Annotated in this window: 22 protein-coding genes and 1 tRNA gene; 9 read left to right on the top strand and 14 right to left on the bottom strand. The window is 67.9% G+C overall.

The window, feature by feature from the left end; all coding sequences use genetic code 11:
• Window positions 1–97: 97 nt before the first annotated feature.
• Entirely contained in the window at window positions 98–754 is a 657-nt protein-coding gene (locus NM2_RS27120; protein ID WP_067674381.1) for a GntR family transcriptional regulator, read from the bottom strand.
• A 76-nt stretch (window positions 755–830) separates the two neighbouring features.
• Between NM2_RS27120 and NM2_RS27115 the strand changes: the two genes are divergently transcribed.
• Entirely contained in the window at window positions 831–1481 is a 651-nt protein-coding gene (locus tag NM2_RS27115; protein WP_067674256.1) for an O-methyltransferase, read from the top strand.
• Window positions 1482–1491: 10 nt separating this feature from the next.
• Here NM2_RS27115 and NM2_RS27110 read toward each other — a convergent pair whose 3' ends face one another.
• Entirely contained in the window at window positions 1492–2052 is a 561-nt protein-coding gene (locus NM2_RS27110; RefSeq protein WP_067674379.1) for a helix-turn-helix domain-containing protein, read from the bottom strand.
• 48 nt (window positions 2053–2100) lie between these two features.
• Between NM2_RS27110 and NM2_RS27105 the strand changes: the two genes are divergently transcribed.
• Window positions 2101–2952, top strand: a complete 852-nt coding sequence (locus NM2_RS27105) for a class I SAM-dependent methyltransferase (protein ID WP_067674254.1) — start codon at window positions 2101–2103, stop codon at window positions 2950–2952.
• 287 nt (window positions 2953–3239) lie between these two features.
• Here the strand turns inward: NM2_RS27105 and NM2_RS27100 are convergent, their stop codons facing one another.
• A complete protein-coding gene (locus tag NM2_RS27100; RefSeq protein WP_245718240.1) occupies window positions 3240–4448 on the bottom strand; it encodes an MFS transporter in 1209 nt (402 codons plus the stop codon).
• Window positions 4441–5202 (bottom strand): DeoR/GlpR family DNA-binding transcription regulator, encoded by a 762-nt coding sequence (locus NM2_RS27095; protein WP_067674252.1) that lies wholly within the window; start codon window positions 5200–5202, stop codon window positions 4441–4443. Before NM2_RS27095 ends, NM2_RS27100 begins: the two co-directional genes overlap by 8 nt.
• A 193-nt stretch (window positions 5203–5395) precedes the next feature.
• Between NM2_RS27095 and NM2_RS27090 the strand changes: the two genes are divergently transcribed.
• Both NM2_RS27090 and NM2_RS27085 read left to right on the top strand, forming a co-directional pair.
• On the top strand, window positions 5396–5932 hold the full coding sequence (locus NM2_RS27090) for a cysteine dioxygenase (RefSeq protein WP_067674250.1): 537 nt from the start codon (window positions 5396–5398) through the stop codon (window positions 5930–5932).
• Between the two features lie 19 nt (window positions 5933–5951).
• The gene (locus NM2_RS27085; protein ID WP_067674248.1) at window positions 5952–6344 is read left to right on the top strand and encodes a rhodanese-like domain-containing protein; all 393 of its coding nucleotides are present in this window, start codon (window positions 5952–5954) and stop codon (window positions 6342–6344) included.
• Window positions 6345–6367: 23 nt separating this feature from the next.
• Here the strand turns inward: NM2_RS27085 and NM2_RS27080 are convergent, their stop codons facing one another.
• Entirely contained in the window at window positions 6368–6970 is a 603-nt protein-coding gene (locus NM2_RS27080; protein ID WP_067674246.1) for a phosphoribosylanthranilate isomerase, read from the bottom strand.
• Window positions 6971–7406: 436 nt separating this feature from the next.
• Here NM2_RS27080 and NM2_RS27075 point away from each other — a divergent pair, with 436 nt between their 5' ends.
• Together NM2_RS27075 and NM2_RS27070 are read left to right on the top strand one after the other, a co-directional pair.
• Window positions 7407–8522, top strand: a complete 1116-nt coding sequence (locus NM2_RS27075) for a glycosyltransferase family 4 protein (RefSeq protein WP_084531605.1) — start codon at window positions 7407–7409, stop codon at window positions 8520–8522.
• A 34-nt stretch (window positions 8523–8556) separates the two neighbouring features.
• Window positions 8557–10695 carry an amylo-alpha-1,6-glucosidase gene (locus tag NM2_RS27070; protein WP_067674241.1) on the top strand — a complete coding sequence of 713 codons (2139 nt, stop codon included), beginning with the start codon at window positions 8557–8559 and terminating at the stop codon, window positions 10693–10695.
• Between the two features lie 86 nt (window positions 10696–10781).
• Here the strand turns inward: NM2_RS27070 and NM2_RS27065 are convergent, their stop codons facing one another.
• The 3 genes from NM2_RS27065 to NM2_RS27055 all read right to left on the bottom strand — a co-directional run bounded on the left by NM2_RS27065 (window position 10782) and on the right by NM2_RS27055 (window position 12320).
• Window positions 10782–11240 (bottom strand): SRPBCC family protein, encoded by a 459-nt coding sequence (locus NM2_RS27065; protein ID WP_067674239.1) that lies wholly within the window; start codon window positions 11238–11240, stop codon window positions 10782–10784.
• 37 nt (window positions 11241–11277) lie between these two features.
• Entirely contained in the window at window positions 11278–11472 is a 195-nt protein-coding gene (locus NM2_RS27060) for a hypothetical protein (RefSeq protein WP_067674237.1), read from the bottom strand.
• Window positions 11473–11765: 293 nt separating this feature from the next.
• Window positions 11766–12320 (bottom strand): TetR/AcrR family transcriptional regulator, encoded by a 555-nt coding sequence (locus NM2_RS27055; protein ID WP_067674235.1) that lies wholly within the window; start codon window positions 12318–12320, stop codon window positions 11766–11768.
• Between the two features lie 78 nt (window positions 12321–12398).
• Here NM2_RS27055 and NM2_RS27050 point away from each other — a divergent pair, with 78 nt between their 5' ends.
• Together NM2_RS27050 and NM2_RS27045 are read left to right on the top strand one after the other, a co-directional pair.
• On the top strand, window positions 12399–12869 hold the full coding sequence (locus NM2_RS27050) for a DUF4334 domain-containing protein (RefSeq protein WP_067674233.1): 471 nt from the start codon (window positions 12399–12401) through the stop codon (window positions 12867–12869).
• Entirely contained in the window at window positions 12869–13960 is a 1092-nt protein-coding gene (locus tag NM2_RS27045) for an NAD(P)-dependent alcohol dehydrogenase (protein ID WP_067674231.1), read from the top strand. The genes NM2_RS27050 and NM2_RS27045 overlap by 1 nt, the downstream gene beginning before the upstream one ends.
• 14 nt (window positions 13961–13974) lie before the next feature.
• Here NM2_RS27045 and NM2_RS27040 read toward each other — a convergent pair whose 3' ends face one another.
• The 3 genes from NM2_RS27040 to NM2_RS27030 form a co-directional block, all read right to left on the bottom strand.
• Window positions 13975–15444 carry a dihydrolipoyl dehydrogenase family protein gene (locus tag NM2_RS27040; RefSeq protein ID WP_067674229.1) on the bottom strand — a complete coding sequence of 490 codons (1470 nt, stop codon included), beginning with the start codon at window positions 15442–15444 and terminating at the stop codon, window positions 13975–13977.
• Between the two features lie 30 nt (window positions 15445–15474).
• Complete coding sequence (locus NM2_RS27035) at window positions 15475–16551, bottom strand: fused (3R)-hydroxyacyl-ACP dehydratase subunits HadA/HadB (protein WP_245718239.1); 1077 nt, start codon at window positions 16549–16551, stop codon at window positions 15475–15477.
• 165 nt (window positions 16552–16716) lie between these two features.
• Complete coding sequence (locus tag NM2_RS27030) at window positions 16717–17172, bottom strand: hypothetical protein (RefSeq protein WP_067674225.1); 456 nt, start codon at window positions 17170–17172, stop codon at window positions 16717–16719.
• Between the two features lie 266 nt (window positions 17173–17438).
• On the opposite strand from NM2_RS27030, the gene NM2_RS27025 reads away from it, so the two are divergent.
• A tRNA-Asn gene (locus tag NM2_RS27025) sits at window positions 17439–17511 on the top strand.
• Between the two features lie 79 nt (window positions 17512–17590).
• On the opposite strand, the gene NM2_RS27020 is transcribed toward NM2_RS27025, so the two are convergent.
• From NM2_RS27020 to NM2_RS53065, 3 genes are all read right to left on the bottom strand, one after another.
• Window positions 17591–19000 carry a site-specific integrase gene (locus NM2_RS27020; protein WP_067674223.1) on the bottom strand — a complete coding sequence of 470 codons (1410 nt, stop codon included), beginning with the start codon at window positions 18998–19000 and terminating at the stop codon, window positions 17591–17593.
• Window positions 19001–19042: 42 nt separating this feature from the next.
• A complete protein-coding gene (locus NM2_RS27015; protein WP_067674221.1) occupies window positions 19043–19249 on the bottom strand; it encodes a helix-turn-helix transcriptional regulator in 207 nt (68 codons plus the stop codon).
• A gap of 210 nt (window positions 19250–19459) precedes the next feature.
• Window positions 19460–20119, bottom strand: a complete 660-nt coding sequence (locus tag NM2_RS53065) for a helix-turn-helix domain-containing protein (protein ID WP_369690339.1) — start codon at window positions 20117–20119, stop codon at window positions 19460–19462.
• Window positions 20120–20127 lie beyond the last annotated feature (8 nt).

The following is a 20127-nucleotide window of genomic DNA, read 5'->3' as shown; positions in this document are numbered from 1 at the left end:
GACACGTTCCAATTCGACCGTAGGCATTGCCGACATAAATGTCAACAATCCTGTTAACGAAGAGGTCGGAGCAGGTGGAAGCGTATTCGAGGGAAGGTCAGGCGTTCCGGCCGAGCGCGCTGATCACGCTGTCGAGGTGGTCACGCATGGCCTGTTCCGCGGCGTCCGGATCGCCCGCCACGACCGCGTCCACGATCGCCAAGTGCTCGCCGAGCGAAACCTGCGGACGGCCGGGACGCAGCGACAGCTGGAACTGATGCCGCACGATCTGCGCGTTGAGTCGGCCGATCAGATCCGCCGCGGTCTCCTGACCGGCGATTTCCCTCAGCACGGCATGCATCTCGTGATTCAGCGCGGAGTACTTCATCAGTTCGCCCTCCCGCACCGCGGCCGACAGCCGCGTGGAGTACTCCCGCAGCCGATCGGCATCGGCCGGGGTGATGCGCGTGGCGGCCTTGGCCGCGATCAACCCCTCGAGCACCTTGCGGCATTCGAGGATCTCCACCGCCTGCTCGTGCGACACCGAGCGCACCCGCGCGCCGCGATTGTGGATCCGCTCGATCAGCCCCTCGGCCACCAGTTCGTCGATAGCGGCGCGCACGCTGCCGCGGGTGACCTCGAACTGCTCGACCAGCTCGGATTCGACGAGTCGCTGTCCGGGAGCCACCTCCCCCTGCACGATGGCATGCCGAAGTCGTTCCACCGCAATGGCCTTGCCGTGGGTTCCACGTTCGAGTTCACTGCTCTGCGACACTGACACATCCTGGCGATAGGGTGACATTCGATTGTCAATGATTATGCCAACAATTCGCCGGACGAAAGATTTCCCCATGGCAACCACCCTCACCAGCTCCCCGGCCGCCGAGGTGCTGGCCCAGTTGTACGCGAACGCCGAGCGCAGCCACCAGGAGTTCCGGGCCCGCATGGACTCCCTGCCGCCCACCGAGCGGCCTGAGGGCGGTTCCCGTGAATTCTTCGCCGCCGCAAAGGATCTGTACATGGCGGTGCGGCCCGATACCAGCAAACTGCTGTACATCCTCACCCGCACTCGCCGCGCCCGGACGATCGTCGAATTCGGCACCTCGTTCGGAGTCTCGACGCTGTGCCTGGCCGCGGGCCTGCGCGACAACGGCGGCGGGCGGGTGATCGGCACCGAATACGAGCCGACCAAGGCCGAAGCGGCCCGCGCCACCCTGCAGTCCGCCGGTCTCGGTGATCTGGTGGAGATTCGCGACGGGGACGCTCGCGAAACCCTCGCCCGCGACCTCCCCGAGGAGATCGACATCCTGTTCCTGGACGGCGCCAAGGAGATGTACGTCGAGATCCTCGAACTGGTGGAGCCGAACCTGTCCCCCGGCGCGCTGATCATCGTCGACAATTCCGACCGCAGCCCGGAATTGCTCGAGGTACTGCGCAACAGCGACGACTACCTGCCCACCGCGGTCGCCGACAACGTCACTGTGGCGTTGCGCACCGCATGACACCTGCCGCTCAGGACGAGTGCAGATGGGTGCGCTGGCCCTCGTTGTCCAGGATGCACAGGATTTCGGCGGGGCCGTCCAGGGCGCCGAAGGCGTGCGGGACCATGCAGGAGAATTCGGCGGCCTGACCGGCCTCGACGCGGACGCGGCGCTCGCCCAGGCGTAGTTCCACCGCGCCGGACAGCACGGTGAACCAGTCCCGGCCCGGATGAACGCGCTGCTCTCCGGCCGGTTTGGTCAGGCGCATCTTGGCCACGGTGACGCCGTTCGGGCCCGAATCGCGGGTGAGCAGCCAGGTGGTGACGCCGCGGACGGTATCGCGTTCGGGCCGGATCACGACGTCCTCGTCGCTGACCGACTCCACCAGCTGATCGAGTGTGGTGCCCAGCGCCCGCGCGATGGGCGCGAGCTGATCCAGGGCGATGCGGCGGTGACCGGTCTCGATGCGGCTGAGCGTGGACGGGCTCAGGTAGCAGCGGGTGGCCAGGTCGTCCAGCGACCAGCCGCGCGCCACGCGCAGGCCCCGGATCCGCTTGCGGACCACGCCGTCCAGATCGCCGTCTTGCGTCATAGGCAAGATTGTATGCCTTCTGAGCAAACAGTGCGTAGCGTCGAATCCATGAGCCACGATCACCAGCACCAGCACGGCGGCCACGACCACGGTGACGAATCCGCCCTGGCCGACCTGCTCGACCTCGACGCGCAGGCGCTACCCGAATACCTCCCCGAGGTGACGGCATTGATTCGCGATCACCTCGACGACCGGCCCGTCCGGCGCATCCTGGACATGGGCACCGGCACCGGGACCGGCGCACTCGCCCTGACGCGGCGTTTTCCGGACGCCGAGGTGACCGCCGTCGACATCTCCGAACACATGCTGACGCGACTGCGAGACAAGGCGAGCGCCCGCGGCGTCGCCGACCGCATCCGCACCCTGCGCGCCGATCTCGACGCCGGATGGCCCGAACTCGAACCCGTGGATCTGGCCTGGGCGGCGAATTCCCTGCACCACACGGCCGATCCGGATCGCGTGCTGACCGACCTGTTCGCCACGATCCGCCCCGGCGGCCTGCTGGCCCTCGCGGAACTGAACTCGATGCCCCGATTCCTCTCTACCGCAGGTGAACTCGGCGATCTGGAGGATCGCGCCCACGAGGCCCTGGCCGCCGAAACCGCCGACCACGTCCCGCATCTCGGCTCGGACTGGACGACCCTGCTGACCAAGGCCGGATTCGAGATCGAAACCGAGCGTCGCATCCTCATCTCGCTCACTCCCCCACTGCCCGAGGCCGCCGCCCGCCTCGCGCACAGCACCCTGCAACGCATGCGCACCGGCCTCGCCGACCGATTGTCAGCACCAGACGCAACCGCGCTGGACACTCTGCTGACTGCGGGCCCCGAAGGCCTCGCCAGTCGCCCCGACCTCACCGTCCGCGACGAACGCCCGATCTGGATCGCACGCCGTCCCTGATCCGCATGCCCGCAGAGCCGCGCCTCGCCCGGACCTACCGTCGCACGGGCGCCCTCCCCGGAGATTCCCGTCGGCTGGTTGTGCGGACCACAGCCCTGCATACAGCCGACTCACGGTGCGCAGGGTTATCCCACTGAGCATCACTCCGCATTCGATCCGCGCGAACCCAGCCGACGCCATGCCGGAGCGGGCCGCGAAGCCCAGCACGGTCCGCACGGCAGCCATACAACGGCGCACAACCCGGCGGCATGCCGACTGCGTTGTGATCCCTGACGAAACGAATCTCATTACGGGAGTGCGGGTTCGGTGAAGGCTCTGCCGAAACGGACGACCAGAGCCAGGACCACGGCCAGGGACGGCAGAACCCACAGGGCCGTGTCGAGTCCGACCAGATCGGCGAGATGGCCGATCAGCGGTGGGCCCGAGACGAATCCGCACCAGCCCAGGGCCGCGACGGCGGCGATCGACGGGCCCGGGTTGGCGTCGGCGGCCGCCCGGCCCGCCGCGCTGAACGCGCTCGGTACGACGAGTCCCAATCCGATTCCCATGCAGGCGAATCCGAGCAGGGCCACGGCGGGCTGACGCAGGATCAGCGCCACGCCCATACCGCAGGCGAAGACCATGGCCAGTGCCGGAAGCAATGCCGTGGGTCTGAATCGGCGCTGTAATCCCGTGCCGCTCAACCGCATCGCCACCATCGCCAGGGCGAAGGAGGCGTAGCCCAGACCCGCCGTCGCGGCGCCGGCGCCGAGCTCGTTGCGCAAGTAGGCCGCGGACCAGTCCGCCGCCGCGCCCTCGCACAGCATCGAGGCGAACGCGACCGCGCCGAGCAGTACGATCAGCGCCGACCACCGTCTGCGGCGCGGTGCGGCATCGGACCACGCCCGGGCGTCCGCGGTATCGCGAATCAGATACCGCGACAACACTTCCACGGCCACGACCGCCAGCACACCGAGCACCGCGAGCTGAGCGGTCAGGCCGATGCCCAGCCCCACCGCGCCCGAACCGATCAGCCCGCCCGCGAACCCGCCGACACTCCACATGCCGTGCAACCGGGACATGATCGGGCGGGCCAGCGCTTTCTCGACGGTGACCGCCTGGGTGTTCATCGCCACATCGACCATGCCCTGCATCAGCCCCCAGAAGAACAGCGCTACGAACAGCAGAACCGGCGAATCTGCCAGGCCCACACCGATTCCCGCGATCGCGTAACCCGCGATGGAGATCCGGATCAACCGCGGGCTGCCCAGCCGGGGCAACAGCCACCCGCACAGCGCCATCGCGGTGACCGAGCCGATGGGCAGGCCCAGCAGCGCGGTGCCCAGGGTGCCGTCGCTCAGGCCGAGCGCCGCTTCCACGCCCGGGATGTGCGCGGTCCACGAGGCGAACAGGACCGCCTGCGCGAAGAACGTCGTCCCGACCGAAATCGTCGCCAGCCCAGGTCGTTTCGATGCAACCGACCGGCCCTGTGTCGTGCGGCAGGGTACTTCAGACACAGTGCACCTCGATGCCGTCCGCGCGTAACGCCGCGACCACGTCATCGGGCGCGTCGACATCGGTGATCACCATGTCCACCGCCGCGGTCGGGCACACCACCGCCATCGCCGTCCGGGCGAACTTGCTCGAATCGACCATCGCGATGGTGCGCGCCGAGGCGGCCATCGCGGCCCGCTTGACCGCCGCATCCTGCAGGTCGTAGGCGGTGACACCGCGGCGCGGATCGAATCCGCAGCAGGTCAGCAGCATGGTGTCCAGCCGCAGTTGCGCGAGGTTCTGCTCGGTCATCGGGCCCACCAGCGAGGACTCACCCGCGCACACGGTCCCACCGGGCAGCAGCAGCGACACACCGGGCGCGGAGGCCAGCGCGCCGAACTCGGACAGGGCGAGCGGTACGACCGTCAGCCGACGCTCGGCCAGATATCGTGCGGCGGCGGAACCCGTTGTGCCACCGTCGAGTACGACCGATTCGCCGTCGGATATCCGGGCCACGGCCGCCGCGGCGATCCGCGCCTTGGCCTCCGCGCGCTCGAGTTCGCGCATCGCGAAGGGCAGCCCCTCCCCGCGCAGCATGGCGCTGACCGCCCCGCCACGCACCCGCCGCAGCACCCCGGCCTGCTCGAGTTCGGCCAGATCACGCCGGATCGTCACCTCGGAGGCGCCCAGCGCCCGCGACAGGTCGGCCACGCTCACCGATTCCGCCGAACGCAACGCCCGCACGATCTGCGCCTGCCTGCTCTCGCCATAAGCCATCGTTCAAACGTACATCAGTTCTGATCATTCGAAAGAAAATTCTGATCGATTTGGCCCGAAACGATCCGTCCCGGCTTTTTACTCACGGTGATCGTGGCCGATGGCAATCGCGATGGGAGGGCGGATAATTCGGGGGCTGGTTCACCGGACGCGCCGCCGCGTCCGGGCTGTCCGCTCGACGACGGGAGGTTGGGTGACCACGTCACTGCCTGTGAAACTCAAGCACGCCAAGGATATTCATCCCGGTATCGACTTACCGTCGATGCACGAGGCGGTGCGAGCCGAACGCACACTGTGGACCCCCGCCGAGTTACACGACCTCACCAGCACCGTGGCAGCCCGATTCGCCACCCAACTGCGGGATATCGTGCGTTTCGACACCCAGCAGCGCTGGTGGACCCGCCTTGCCCTGACGATGGGCCTCGAACTGTGGCTGCTGTCGTGGACGCCCGGTCAGGGCACCGAACCGCACGATCACGGCGGCGCGTCCGGCGCGTTCACCGTCACCCTCGGCGAACTCGACGAGGAGTACCGGCACAGCGGCGGCCCGGTCCGCGCGGCGCACTGGCACACCGGCGACACCGTCGCCTTCGGTCCGGGCCGCGCCCATCAGCTGGGCAACAACGGCACCGGCCCGGCCGTCACGGTGCACGCCTATTCCCCGCCCCTGCGGCCGGTGCGGGAATACCGCGCACTCACCGACTTCGCGGGTGTGGAACAGTCGCGGTAGCAGAACAGGAGGTGCCGCGATGAGCATCGAGGACAGGCTGGCCCGCGCCCGCGCCCGACTGCACCGGGTCGATCCCGAGCGCGCGGCCGCACTCCAACGCGAGGGCGCGCTGGTGGTCGACATCCGCCCGCACGCCAACCGCCTCGCCGAGGGCGAGATTCCCGATGCCGTCGTGGTGGAACGCATCGTTCTGGAATGGCGGCTGGATCCGCACGGCGAGCACCGGCTACCGGACCTGACGGCCGAGACCCCGGTGGTGATCGTCTGCAACGAGGGCTACGCCTCGAGCCTGGCCGCCGCCGACGCCCAGGAGCTCGGGCTGCACCGGGCCACCGATCTCGTCGGCGGCTTCCGGGCATGGAAATCGTCCGGATTGCCGGTAGTAGCTGGAGGGTCGCCAGCAGTTCCGTAGTGGCGCTTTCCGTACTGGTCGACCTAGGTGCGCGCGGCGGCGAGGAAGGCCCGGATCAGCTCGGGTGATTTGACTCCTCGCTCGCTCTCCACGCCGCTGGAGACGTCCACTCCCCATGCCCCCGTCGCCGCCACCGCCGCGCGCACGGTGTCCGGGCGCAGGCCACCGGCCAGCAGCCAGCGCCCGGCGGGAGCGGTGAAATCCGGGGCGCCCCAGTTCCACGCCTTGCCCGAGCCGGGATCCGGGGCGTCCAGCAGCAACAGGTCCTCGCCGAATGCGCCGATGCCCGGCGTCTTCTCCCCCGCCGCGACCGCACGGATCAGGGTGCGACCGGGCGCGCGCAACGTCTCGTAATAGTCCGGCCCCTCGTCGCCGTGCAACTGGATCGCGCGGATACCGCTGCGTTCGGTCAGTTCGCGAACCTGTTCGACCGATTGGCCGCGGAAGACGCCGACGGTCAGCACACGATCGGGCACGCGAGCGGCGAGCCGGTGCGCGGTCGGTGCGTCGACGGTCCGCGGACCGGCAGCGAAGACGAACCCGACGGCGTCGGCCCCGGCCGCCACGGCGACGTCCACGTCCCGCTCGGTCCGCAGCCCACAGATCTTGACGAAGAGATCGGCCATATCCGCCAGTCAACCAAAACGCCCCGCGAGCGCGACGCCCGGATCCCCACGGCCCGCGCCGCGACCGGGGCGTCTGCGCATGGCGCAACGCTGGCGCGCGGCCTCGGCGCGAAAAGGTTGCCAGGAGTTGGCCAATCGCCCGGCAAAACGTAGTAGCGTGGAATCGGTATCGAGGGCAGGAGGCACCTGCGACGTGTGCCCCCTCGACGCCACGGCTCGAAGATTCACTCCGATTCACCCCGGCGCTAGGCGGTGCCAGCGCCGAGTTCTCATGTGCCCATCGCCTGTTCGGTTCGACAAGTCCACACCGATGTTCTGCCTCGTCACAGTCTCACAGCACCGTAGCTGAGGAGGAAATACCGTGAGCAGCACCGTTTCCCATGCCGATTCGACGGTTCGCGAACTGCCCGTTCCCGGCGGGCCACTGCATATCGTCATGGTGGCGCCGCCGTATTTCGACGTACCGCCCGCCGGTTACGGCGGGGTGGAGGCCGTGGTCGCCGAACTGACCGACGCACTGATCGACCGCGGGCACCGGGTGACTCTCCTCGGGGCGGGAAAGAACGGTACCAGAGCACGTTTCGTCCCGGTGTGGGAATCCACGATTCCCGAGTTACTCGGCCAAGCGGGTCCGGAGGTCCACAACGCGCTCAAGGTCCGGCAGGCGATCGAGCGGATCGCGGAGGTCGATCACATCGATGTCGTGCACGACCACACCTTCGCCGGGCCGCTCAACGCCCCTTTCTACACTGAGATGGGCATCGCGACCGTCGTGACCGTGCACGGTCCGGTCGACGGCGATCCGGGCGAGTACTACCGCGCCCTGAACGACACCGCCAACCTGGTCGCCATCAGCGACCGGCAGCGCAGCCTGGCCCCGGATCTGAACTGGGTCGGGCGCGTGTACAACGCCGTGCGTCCGAGCGAATGGCCGTTCCGCCAGGAGAAGAAGGACTACGCGCTGTTCCTGGGCCGCTACGCCGAATACAAGGGCCCGCACCGGGCGCTGCGGGCCACGCACGCGGCGGGCCTGCGGCTGGTGCTGGCCGCGAAATGCAATGAGCCGGAAGAGAAGGCGTTCTTCGAATCGCGGGTGCGCCCGCTGCTGACCGCCGACGACAGCGTCTTCGGCGAGGCCGACGCCGTCGCCAAACGCCTGTTGCTGGCCTCCGCGCGCTGCCTGCTGTTCCCGATCGGCTGGGAGGAACCCTTCGGCATGGTGATGATCGAGGCGATGGCCTGCGGCACACCGGTTGTCGCGCTGCGCGGCGGCGCGGTAGAGGAGGTGGTGGAGGACGGCGTCACCGGCATCATCTGCGACGACGAGGCCGAGCTGCCCGCGGCCCTCGAGGCGGTGCGCCAGATCGACCCGGAGAAGTGCCGCCGCCGGGTCGAGGAGCACTTCTGCGTGGATCGGCTCAGCGCCGGTTACGAGTCGGCGTATCTCAAAGCCCTTGCCCCACAGCGTGCTTCAGCAGTGCTCGGCGGCTCGGTGAGCACCATGGTCGTGCGGCCCCCGTCCGCCGCGCAGACCCGGGTCAGCAACGCATGAGCGCGGCCAGCGCACCGATCGCGGAGGTGAAATCGTGAGCTCCCCACAGGTTTTCAACGCCGGACCGCCCGTCGGGCTCGGCGGTGGCCAGTCCACCATCACCCTCGTCGAGGCGAATACCTTCTGCCTGTCCGACAATCTCGGCGACATCCATCCCGGTACCGCGCAGGGCCTGTTCTATCAGGACACCCGCACGATCTCACGCTGGGAGCTGCGCGTCGAGGGGCAGCACGCCGAACAGCTGACGGTGCTGACTCCCGAATCGTTCAAGGCGCGCTTCGTGATGCGCGTGCCGCCGCGGGCGGGCGTGGCCGACAGCACGCTGCTGATCGTGCGCAGCCGCCTGATCGGCGACGGGCTGAAAGAGACTGTGACAGTACATAATCTGGGCAACGAGGACACCGCCCTGCGGCTGATCCTGCACGCCGAGGCCGATTTCGCGGATCTGTTCCTGGTCAAGGAGGGCCGCAGTCATCACGGCAGCGCCGAAGTCACCGTCGCCGGATCGGAGCTGCACTTCACCGATCACGCCGATCCCGGCCGCGGCCTGATCGTCAGCGCCACAGGCGATCCCGTCGTCCTGCCGGGCGCACTGAGCTGGCGCGTGGTGGTGCCCGCGCGCAATCAGTGGCGAGCCCAGGTGTTCGCCCAGCCGGTCTCCGGGCACCGCCGGGTGCAGATCTCCTGCGGCGAGGAGGACAGCCCCGTCACCCGGATGCACGCATGGCGTGCCACCGCAACGGATCTCACCTCAACCGACCCGCGGCTGACCTACATCCTGCGCCGCACCGAGAACGATCTGGGCGCGTTGCGGATCGACGAGGGCGACGGCCTGCCCACCTACGTCGCGGCCGGTGCGCCCTGGTTCATGACGTTGTTCGGCCGCGACAGCCTGCTCACCTCCTGGATGGCCCTGCCGCTGGATTCCGAACTGGCCGTGGGCACTCTGCGTCAGCTGGCGACGTTGCAGGGCACGACGGTCGATCCGATCACGGAGGAGGAGCCCGGCCGCATCATGCACGAGATGCGACGCGGGCCCGCGGGTGAGCGCGTCCTGGGCGGCAGCGTCTACTACGGCTCGATCGACGCCACACCGCTGTTCGTGATGCTGCTGGCCGAGTGCCGCCGTTGGGGCGCGGAGGAATCCGCTGTCGCCGAACTGATTCCGGCCGCCCGCGCGGCGCTGGACTGGCTCGAGCATTTCGGCGACTGCGATGACGACGGCCTGGTCGAATACCGCCGCAAAACCGATCGCGGACTTGTCAATCAGGGCTGGAAGGACAGTTTCGACTCGATCAGCGATGTCACGGGCCGGCTGGCCGAGCCGCCGATCGCCCTGTGCGAGGTGCAGGGTTACACCTATGCCGCACGACTGGCGGGCGCGGAACTGGCGCGGGCGCGCGGCGACGAGTCCGCGGCCATACGTCTGGAACATCAGGCGATGGCTTTGAAGGAGCGCTTCGATCAAGCGTTCTGGATACCCGAAAGAGGCTGGTACGCACTGGCTCTCGATCATCGCAAGCGTCCCGTCGACGCCCTGTCCAGCAATGTCGCGCACTGCCTGTGGACGGGCATCGTCTCCGACGAACGCGCCGAACAGCTCATCGAACGGCTCGCCGATCCGGATATGGACAGCGGATTCGGATTGCGCACCCTGTCCGCCGGGATGGGCGCATACAACCCGATGAGCTACCACAACGGCTCGGTCTGGCCGCACGACACCGCCCTGGCGGTGGCCGGGCTGATGCGGTACCGGCACATTCCCGGCGCGTGCGAGCTGGCCGAACGTCTGGCCAGGGGACTACTGGACGCGGCGCTGCACTTCCACGGCCGGCTGCCGGAGCTGTTCTGCGGATTCGACCGCGAGCAGTTCCGCTCGCCCGTGCCCTACCCGACCTCGTGCTCGCCGCAGGCCTGGGCCAGCGCCGCCCCACTGCTGCTGGTGCGGTCGTTCCTGGGCCTGTCCCCCGACGTGCCGAAGCGGACGCTCGACATCGCACCGAACCTGCCCGAGCGCTGGGGACGGTTGCAGCTGACCGATCTGCGGCTGGGCTCGGTCACGGTCGGTATCGAGGCCGAGGGCGACACCATGCAGGTGGAGGGACTGCCCGGAGACTGGACGTTGAACGGGGAGCGATCCGTCATCGACGAACGCGTCCCCGTCGACGTGTGAGCGAACCATCGACACAGCGCCCATCGCACACGACGAAGCCGAGCGCCGGCGAGATGCGCTCGCGAGCGCCCGGACGACGTTGCGGCTCAGTCCTTCTCGCTGAGCTCCGCGAGCCGGTCGACCGAACCGAGGAGTTTGTCCGAGGTGGTGACCCGCGCACGGATCATGCGGTGCTCGTCGGTCAGCTGCGTCCAGTCGTAGGTGTGGGTGACCCGAGTACGCCCCGGCGCCAGGGGCTCGAGCTCCCAGCGCCACAGATGTCCGGGCGGCTCATTGCCGGGTTCGGAAGGCCGCCAGGCGATTCGGCGGCCCTCCTCGAACTCCACCACGTGGTTCTCCCGGATCTGGCCGTTGGTGAGCTCCATCCGGAACACCTCCCCGACTCCGCGCACGCGTTGCCCCTCGGATGCGGCCGCGAGGTTGTCGTTACCGTCCCAGCTGGGCTGCCGCGCGGGATCCGCGATCAGTTCGAAGATGCGGGCGGCATCGGCCGCGACCTCGCGTCGGGCGGTGGCGATTCGGGGAACATCGGCGTGGTCGGTCATGATCCGATCGAACCACGACGTCCGGGAGCGGGCAGGCTCAGGCCGCCCGGTTCTCCGTGGGATCCGGTACGTGCCTGTGCACGGGACCGGCCGCCCGGCACAGCTCCGCGCGCAGGGTGCGGTGTTCCGGGCACAGATACCGGGATCCGTGGCGGATGAACGCCGGATCCAGACGCTGGGCGAAGGTCAGATGATCGCGGCGCCAGCAGTCGCCGCAGACGAGTTCGTTCATGACGGACCTCCTCGTTCCCCCTGCGTTCGGGGGTTGCACAGGAGTTCCCGGTCCGAATCCCGTTCAGCCCTCTCGACGCCGATATCGGCCGAACCGTTACGGACCTCACCGCGGGACGCGCGATGTCCCGCTGGCGGAGCCTCCCTGGGCAGGCGCCCCCGGATGCGGGGACATCAACAATGATGCACGCTGACGTCCCGACCTGGAAGGTTTTCGTTCACGATGATCACACCGCCGGTGCGGGCGAGTGTGTCGCGAGGCACGGCTGTGAGCTGCTCACGGCGTATTCCGGTTCACGGGGCGATGAGCCGCTGGGCGGCGAGCACCGTCGCCGCGCGGCGCTCTGCCGCGTTCGCGCGATCGTCGTGCAGCGCGTGCACCGCCGAGGTGCGGGCCAGATCGGTGAGCAGCGTCAGCAGTGTCAGCGGGTGGAAGGTGTCGGTGATCAGTCCCGCCGCCTGACCCCGCCGGATCTCGGTGAGCTTGGGCGTCACCGCATGCCGGATCGCCGCGTCGGCCGCGGGGATCTCGGTGCATTCGATATCCGCCCACGCCTGTAGCCGCGCGTCGTCGGGATTGCGCAGGTAGTGGTCGAACAGGCGGCCGATGTAGGCGGGGACGTCCTCGGCGTCCAGCGCCGTTTCGGCGGTCGTCTCGCGCACCCATTGCGCGGTCACCGCCGCGTACAGCTCCTCCTTGCCCGCGAAGTACGCGTACAGGCGGTCCTTGCTGGCATGGGCGGCTTCGGCGATCCGGTTGATCCGCGCACCCGCGATCCCGTACCGAGCGAACTCCGCCTTGGCGGCGGCGAGGATCCGCTCCCTCGTGGCATGTCCGGCTGAACGCATCCCGGCATCCTATCTTGCCGAACCATTTGGTTCGGGTGTAGATTCCCGAACCAAATGGTTCGGGAAATGGGAGATGAAATGACCGAGACGACCCGGCCCTGGCGCGAGCTCGCGTCGCTGCCCGACGGGGTTTCCACCGCGGAGCTGGACCAGCTGTGGGCCGGACTCGAGACCGTGCGCGCGGAGGACATCCTGGGCGAGTGGAGGGGCGCCGCCTTCCGCACCGGTCATCCGCTGTGCCGCGCGCTGGACCACAACCGCTGGTACGGCAAGACCTTCCTGTCCCCGTTCGAGGCCAAGCCGCTGATCTGCCGGGCCGAGGACGGATCGCTGTTCTCCGACGTCCAGCTCGGCGGCGGCGGTGAGGCATCGCTGTGGAACATCGAGTTCCGCGGCGAGGTCACCGCGACGATGGTGTACGACAAGCGCCCGGTGTTCGACCACTTCAAGCGCCTCGACGACACCGCGCTCATGGGCATCATGAACGGCCGGCCGGATCTGGTGCTCGCCGACGGCGAATACTTCTACTTCCTGCTCGAGCGCGCCTGATGCCCGCCGCATCGGCCGCGATCTCCCGTGATCCCCGCGCCGAGTTCACCATCGAGCCCGTCGAGATCGACGACCCGCGAGGGGACGAGATCCTCGTACGAATCGCGGCCGCCGGGATCTGCCATACCGATCTGGTGTCCCGCGCGGCCGGGGCAGCCGATCGGCCGATACTGCTCGGGCACGAGGGCGCGGGCGTCGTGGAATCGGTCGGCGCCGATGTGCGGGGCGTGCGGCCGGGCGATCACGTCGTGCTGAGCTATCGGCATTGTGGTGCGTGCCGGAATTGCCGTCTGGGTCGTCCGGCGTATTGCGCCCGCGCGACGAAACTGAACCAGTTCGGGTCCCGCCCGGACCGCACGCCGCGGGTGCGGATCGGCGCGACCACCGTGCGCGACGGCTTCTTCGGTCAGTCCAGCTTCGCCGGATACGCCCTGGCCACCGCGGACAACACCGTGGTCGTGCCGCCCGGAACCGATCCGGTCGTGGCCGCTCCCCTGGGCTGCGGATTCCAGACCGGGGCCGGTGCGGTGCTCAACGCGCTGCGGCCCGAGCCCGGCGCCTCGCTGGTCGTCTACGGCGCCGGGGCCGTCGGCATGGCCGCGCTGCTGGCCGCGAAGACGCTCGACGACGTCGAGGTGATCGTGGTCGAGCTCTCACCCGAACGCCGTTCCCTGGCAATGGAATTCGGTGCGGCGCAGGCGCTGGATCCCGCCGGCTGCAATACGACGGCAGCCATCGCGGACCGCACCGGCGGCGGGGCGACCCACGCCCTGGACACCACCGGACAACCCGAGGTGCTCGCGAATGCGGTGGCGGACTTGGGAATCGGCGGCGTCGTCGCGGTCGTCGGTCTCGGCGCCGGCATCCCGCCGATCGATCTGCGCGATATCGTCCTGTCCGGCAAGACGATTCGCGGCTGCCTCGAAGGCGACGCGGTGCCACAGCGGTTCATCCCCGAACTGCTCGCCCTGCACGCCGCCGGGCGACTGCCGCTGGAACGCCTGGTGCGAAGCTACCCGTACACCGAGATCAACTCCGCGCTGGCCGATCAGCGTGCCGGACGTGTGGTCAAGCCGGTCCTGACCTGGTAGCCGCGGCGTGAAGGCTATTCGCCGCCGGCCGAACCGGCCTGCTGATCGCGATAGGCCTCCAGCAGCCGCAACCAGATCTCGCTGATGGTCGGGAACGACGGGACCGCATGCCAGAGCCGATCGATCGGAACCTCACCGGTGATCGCGATGGTGGCCGAATGCACCAGTTCGGCGACTCCCGCACCGGCGAAGGTCGCACCCAGGATCGTGCGACGCTCCGGATCGATCAGAACGCGTGCTCTGCCAACGTATTTCGGATCGTACTGGACCGCACCGGCCACGTGGCCGATCTCGTAGTCCACCACCTCGACCGTGCGCCCGGCGCGGGCGGCGTCCTCGGTGCCGAGCCCGACCGCGGCGATCTCCGGATCGGTGAAGACCACCTGCGGCACCGCCAGGTGATCGGCGGTGCCGACGCTCCTGCCCCAGGTTCCGGTGTCCAGAGCCGCACCGCGCGCCCGATCCGCGATGACGCCGCCCGCGATCCGCGCCTGATATTTGCCTTGATGAGTAAGCAGCGCACGGTGATTCACGTCGCCGACCGCGTACAGCCAGTCGCCCTCGACCGCGCCGACGGTGAACGTGTCGTCGGTGCTGAGCCAGGTACCCGGTTCCAGGCCGACGGTGTCGAGCCCGATGTCGTCGGTGCGGGGTGCGCGGCCGGTCGCGAACAGCAGTTCGTCCGCGACGATCCGGCTGCCGTCGGTGAGGGTCACGTGGACCTCGCCGTCCGGGCCGTCGGGACGTTCGGCCGCCTCGATGCCCGAGCCGAACCGCAGCTGCGCACCCGCGCTCCGCAGCCGGTCGGCGACCATTTCCGAGGCGAAGGACTCGACGCGGCCCAGTAACCCGGATCCGCGCGCGACGAGCGTGACCTGCGCGCCGAGCGCCTGCCAGGCCGTGGCCATCTCGGTCGCGACCACGCCCGCGCCGAGGATCACCAGGCGTCCGGGCACCTGTTCGGCGCTGGTGGCCTCGCGACTGGTCCAGTACCGCAGGGTGTCCAGCCCCGGCAGCGGCGGCAGGGCCGCGCGACTGCCGGTGCACACCGCCACCGCGTGCCGCGCGGTCAGCCGGACGGTCTCGCCCTCGGGGGTTTCGACCGTCACCTGCCGCGTCCCGGCGAGCCTGCCGCGCCCACGCAACAGCGTGATACCGGCCGAGGCCACCCAGTCCGCCTGCCCCTTGTCGTTCCAGTCGGCGACCATGTAGTCGCGATGCCGCAGCACCGCGGCCGCATCGATCGGCCCGGTGACCGCGGTGCTCACGCCCGGGAACCGCGACGCCTCGCCGTACAGCAGCACCGGCCGCAGCAGCGCCTTGCTGGGTTCGCAGGCCCAGTACGAACATTCGCCGCCGACCAGTTCGGATTCGACGATGACGGTGCTCAGTCCGGCGGCGGCGGTCCGGTCGGCGACGTTCTCGCCCACCGGACCCGCGCCCAGGACGATGACGTCGTAGGTCCGGATGTTCTCGTCTGCCATGGCGGTACTTCCGATCGTGTGGGGCGGCGATCAGTCCTGTGCCAGACGGACTTTCACGGCTGTGCGGTGCCCGAATATTCTGCGGCCCTCGCAGCTGGCATTCATCGCGATCACCGCGGTTCCGGTTTCCGGGTCCAGCGATTTGACCGTCCCGGCGAAGGTGATCGTCGCACCGGCCAACCGCCCGACGTAGACCGGGTTGGCGAACCGGACCGAATACTCCTGGACCGCACTCGGATCGCGCAGCCACGAGGTGATGTATCCGGCACCGAGGCCCATGGTCAGAATGCCGTGCGCGACAACGTTGTCCAGACCGATGAGGGTCGCGAACTCGTCACTCCAGTGAATGGGATTGCCGTCGCCGGAGACTCCGGCGTAGTTCACCAGATCGCCCCGGGTCAGGCGGACGGTGCGCCGCGGCAACTCCGTACCGACCGACACCTCGCCGACGCGCCGGCCACGCGGCGTGGGCGGCTCGACGGTGACGAGCCGGTTCCGGCCGGGTACGGACGCCCGGACCGGGCCCGCTGGTTGGATCGGCTGCGCGAGGTCGGGCACGATACTCGACATATCGTGCGCGACCAGACCGCGCGCGGTGGCCGCCAACGTTTCGGCGCCGTCGCGGCGATGGCCCAGGAACAACGTGCTGGACGCGCTGTGCACGAGTTCGTTGCGCTGATTCGACACCCGGCTCTCCAGCACCATCATGTCGCGACCGCGCACCTGCTGAAACGAATCCAGCGAAATATCGCAGATCAAATGGTCACCGGCCACGATCGGTCGATGAAATCGCAAAATCTGATCGGTCTGAATCAGGCGACTCAGGTCGTATCCGACAGCGATCCGTTCGAGCAGTGTGCGCTGTGCGTGCATACCCATCGGTGAAGCGAATGTCAGCGGCGCCAGCAGTCCCCCGGCTGCCGACGCGAACTCGTCGCTCTCGTCGTGATGCGCGGGGTGGTAGTCCTGAACAGCCTTGGCGTATTCCCGAATCTTCTCCCTGCCGACCACATAGTGGTCCTCGGTGACGTAGTGGTGGCCCACCATCGCCGTCGCATGTGCGGCCGGGGCCAGTACCGGTGACTCCAAAGTCGCTGTATGCTCCACAGGGCTAACATACGGCAAATACGCTGTAGGGACGGTGAAACCGCGCCGGTGATTCTCAGCTTCCGCACCACCCGCCGAGCGCGCCGCCGAGTTCGGAACGCGCACCGGCGATTTCGCGCGCGCAAAACGGCCCCGCTGCCGAAAACAGCGGGGCCGCAGCCTATCTCAGCCCGCGGTGATCTGCTCGTAGTAGGACCACGAATGCCCCTTGGACTGACACGTCACGCTGCCGTGGAAGCCCACCGCGCAACTCGCCCCGGCATGGCTGATACTCGGGCCCCACATATCGTGACCGGTGGCCACGGTGGAGATATTCGGATTTCCGCCGGGCAACGTGTACGGCGTCCCCGCCGCGAAGCCCGGATGCGCCGGCGCCCACGGGACATCGATCACGACCTGTCGCACCTGGAACGAGATCGGCAGATATCCCCCGCCGATCTTGATCGACATGAGCGTGGGCGAGGTGTCACAGCCGACCGTGCCATCCGGCATGATCGCGCACTGGAACGACCCCATCGAGAAATACACCGGCCCGTCGGCCTGCGCCGCCGTGGTGAACAGCAGCGGCGCCAGCGCACCGGCGGCACACGCGGCGAATGCTGCCTTGATCGAACGTTTCATGCGCACTCCCTCGGCAAGTGAACTCGGACAACAGCGAGACCATCGGCAACCGCAGAGGCAACCAGCTCCAGCGTCACCGAGACCGCGCAGAGACCCCGCCGACAGTACCCAGCCACCCCCACCCACCGCACGATTTCCGCCACCACAGCCCACACCACCCCCACCAGCCACCGAGACAAGCCCCAGGTAGGACCGCGATTTGGGGTCACACCCGGCGATACGCTAAAGTTTCTCCCGGTCGCCCGATACGGGATGACCGGGAGCAATCCCCTATAGCTCAATTGGCAGAGCAGCCGACTGTTAATCGGCAGGTTTCTGGTTCGAGTCCAGATGGGGGAGCATAAAACCCCGGGTGACCGGGGTTTTTTTGTCTTCTACCTGCGGGAATGCCCGGGAAGGTGTTCCCTGGGCGTTCCCGCTAGGTTCCCGGAGATTCCTGCGGTTTCCCTGATTTTTCATGCGCATAACCATGTGCGGACCCGTCGGCTGTCGGGCTCCCGGTATCGCCTGGGCGCGGGTCATCGGCAACCTCGAGGCGAAATCGGCGCAGCGCCCCGGCGTTCTCGTGCGACACGACCCGTGGCGGGGTCTTGGCGTAGAACTTGACGTTCTTCTCGCTGGTGTGACCGAGTTGCTCGGCAGTTGCCTTGGAGCCGAGTTCGTCCATGATCGCGGCGGCGCCGGTTTTCCGGGTGGTGCCGAGAGTGACCCAGGCGAACTCGGTGCCGCAGGCCTTGACCCATGCTCGCCGGACATTGTTCGGATAGCGCACGGTCCCCTCTGTGGAGGGAAACACCAGCGCCAGCGGGTTCGGCGTGGTGCGAGCGAGGTGATCTTGGTATAAGCGCCGGAAGATCGGCAGGGCCCACAGCGGGATCGGCATGCGCCGGATCCCATCCTCGCCGGTTTTCGTGTGGGGCTGACGGGTGATCGACTGGCCCCGTAGCGGTTTGGCGATACCGGTGATCCAGGCGTACGGGGCGGGGTCGCCGTTCTGGTCGACCGCGTCCAGATCGATGCCGCCGGGTACGCCGTCCTCTCGATCGGGTTCCTCCCACACGAGGCCGAGGATTTCCCCGGGTCGGATCGTCAGGGCCAGACCGACTTCGAAGATGTCGGGGATGGTCTGGTTCCGGTCGAAGACACGTCCGGCGGGTGTGCCGGGAATGGCCTCGCCGGCGGCCCAGCGTTGTAGCTGCGCGCGCAGGCGCGGAAGCTCGGTCTCGGTGAGCCCGCGAGGGTTGGGGGTCTTATCCGGGATCTCCTCGATCGCCTCGGCGGGGTTTGTGTCGATGATCCCCCATTGTTTGGGAATCTCCATGATCTCGATCAGCAACTGCCGGTGCCGTTGCGCTTTGGCGTTGTACCCCAGAGCCAGGATCGAGTCCACGTGGGCGATGAGTTTGGGCGCGGTGGCCTGGCGGATGGTCAGGTTCGCAAGGTCCTCGATCTTGATGACCTTCTTGGACGCCCGGGGATCTTTCGAATGGAAGACCTCGGTGTAGTAGAGGTTCAGCGACGCCTGGTCTCGGTTGCGGGGATTCTTCGTGCTTTGCCGTTTGTGCCACTCATCGATGACCACGCGCAGTTTCGAGTCGCTGGTGTATTCGTTGACCTCGGAGCGGCGCATGGCTTTCCGCTCGTCGGCATTCTCGTAATAGGCATCACGCGCAGCGGTTTTGGTCGGGCCGGTGCCCTGCAGAGGATCAGTCTTGCCGTTGAGCCTCAGATACCCTCTCGCGATAACGCTCTTGCCATTGGGACTCGTGTGAAATGTGGGCTTGGTGGGCACGCCTTCACGATTGGCGGGCCGACCTCGTTTGGGCATGCCTGTCTCCGTTACTCGGCAGATGTCGCCGAAACAATTCTGTTATTCGTCAGCGAGGGAGCTCTCCCATTTCTCGACATTCGCGATGTGGTACCGGACGCCGTTGCCGAATTTCTTGGTGAACTTCGGCCCCTTGCCCGCACTGGCCCAATTCGCAAGTGTCTTGGGACTCAAACCCAGCCGCTGCGCGAGCTGGCGACGGGTCAGCCACGGCGACGGCAACACAGGTACATAAGCGGTTTCCGGCATGGGGCATCCTCAGAGTCGAATGTTCCGAGAATGTCGGCGCGTGCCCGGATCGGACCGATAGCCGTACCGGTTCGGAACGGGCTTTCCTCATCCCATTACAGGCACGAAAATGATTGCCCGTCCATAGATTCCGAGCCCACCAGTTGTGGTGCCACTGCGAGTGGCGGTCGGTAGAGAATTCGCCGACACCGCAACAGCGAACGAGAACGATTACTGCGCCTGCGGCATGCCGGGACGCGGTTGCACACTGGGCCGCGGAATGGCTCGGAAAATTTTGTCCACAGCGCTGTGGCTACATCCGTACGCGTCGGCGATCTGCCTATTGGACCAGCCAGGGTTTTCCGCAGCTATCCGGAGAATCTGCTCACGGTCGACCTTTTGCCGGCCATTGCCACCACCGGTGGCGCTATTCACAGTGTCCGCGCGTCCGCGTCGCTCGGATTCAGGAGTTGACGCGTCCGGAGTCTGTGTACGCGTACTACGGACGTGAGCCGACGCGTCCTGCCACCCAGTCGCCGCGCGGCGAACCTCGAGGATGGTCGAGCGACGGCGAGGAAGCGCGTAGAGCACACGCGCGGCACGCGGCCGTGGCCGAATCGGTTTCGGTATGTGCCCGGCGACGGTCCTGCGCGTTCGCGCGGTGCCCAGTAGGTCGGCGGAGACGGACGCGTCCGGTCGGCGCGACTGATGTGCGTTCGGGGTGAGGTCTGCGTCGTGGCCACCGAATGGACGCGGTGCCGGATCGGTGTGAGGACAATACGCGTCCTGTGTGGTGGACGCGGCCGCCGGGGCGAGGGCGTCGTCCGGTAGCTCGGCGGCCTGTCTCTGGATCGCCAGGCCGTAGCGAACGCTGGCAGCGTGATGGATCATCAACGCAA

Source organism: Nocardia miyunensis NBRC 108239, from assembly GCF_001613065.1.
Classification (GTDB): Bacteria; Actinomycetota; Actinomycetes; order Mycobacteriales; family Mycobacteriaceae; genus Nocardia; species Nocardia miyunensis.
Note: the sequence above shows the minus strand (reverse complement) of the source record. Positions and strands in the feature narration are given on the sequence as shown.

Coding starts and splice junctions, on each gene's coding strand:
- NM2_RS27015 (WP_067674221.1), bottom strand. CDS start 19,249: ATGCCGGAAACCGCTTATGTACCTGTGTTGCCGTCGCCGTGGCTGACC.
- NM2_RS27105 (WP_067674254.1), top strand. CDS start 2,101: ATGAGCCACGATCACCAGCACCAGCACGGCGGCCACGACCACGGTGAC.
- NM2_RS27115 (WP_067674256.1), top strand. CDS start 831: ATGGCAACCACCCTCACCAGCTCCCCGGCCGCCGAGGTGCTGGCCCAG.
- NM2_RS27065 (WP_067674239.1), bottom strand. CDS start 11,240: ATGACCGACCACGCCGATGTTCCCCGAATCGCCACCGCCCGACGCGAG.
- NM2_RS27060 (WP_067674237.1), bottom strand. CDS start 11,472: ATGAACGAACTCGTCTGCGGCGACTGCTGGCGCCGCGATCATCTGACC.
- NM2_RS27050 (WP_067674233.1), top strand. CDS start 12,399: ATGACCGAGACGACCCGGCCCTGGCGCGAGCTCGCGTCGCTGCCCGAC.
- NM2_RS53065 (WP_369690339.1), bottom strand. CDS start 20,119: ATGATCCATCACGCTGCCAGCGTTCGCTACGGCCTGGCGATCCAGAGA.
- NM2_RS27085 (WP_067674248.1), top strand. CDS start 5,952: ATGAGCATCGAGGACAGGCTGGCCCGCGCCCGCGCCCGACTGCACCGG.
- NM2_RS27055 (WP_067674235.1), bottom strand. CDS start 12,320: ATGCGTTCAGCCGGACATGCCACGAGGGAGCGGATCCTCGCCGCCGCC.
- NM2_RS27075 (WP_084531605.1), top strand. CDS start 7,407: ATGGTGGCGCCGCCGTATTTCGACGTACCGCCCGCCGGTTACGGCGGG.
- NM2_RS27080 (WP_067674246.1), bottom strand. CDS start 6,970: ATGGCCGATCTCTTCGTCAAGATCTGTGGGCTGCGGACCGAGCGGGAC.
- NM2_RS27095 (WP_067674252.1), bottom strand. CDS start 5,202: ATGGCTTATGGCGAGAGCAGGCAGGCGCAGATCGTGCGGGCGTTGCGT.
- NM2_RS27045 (WP_067674231.1), top strand. CDS start 12,869: ATGCCCGCCGCATCGGCCGCGATCTCCCGTGATCCCCGCGCCGAGTTC.
- NM2_RS27110 (WP_067674379.1), bottom strand. CDS start 2,052: ATGACGCAAGACGGCGATCTGGACGGCGTGGTCCGCAAGCGGATCCGG.
- NM2_RS27020 (WP_067674223.1), bottom strand. CDS start 19,000: ATGCCCAAACGAGGTCGGCCCGCCAATCGTGAAGGCGTGCCCACCAAG.
- NM2_RS27040 (WP_067674229.1), bottom strand. CDS start 15,444: ATGGCAGACGAGAACATCCGGACCTACGACGTCATCGTCCTGGGCGCG.
- NM2_RS27030 (WP_067674225.1), bottom strand. CDS start 17,172: ATGAAACGTTCGATCAAGGCAGCATTCGCCGCGTGTGCCGCCGGTGCG.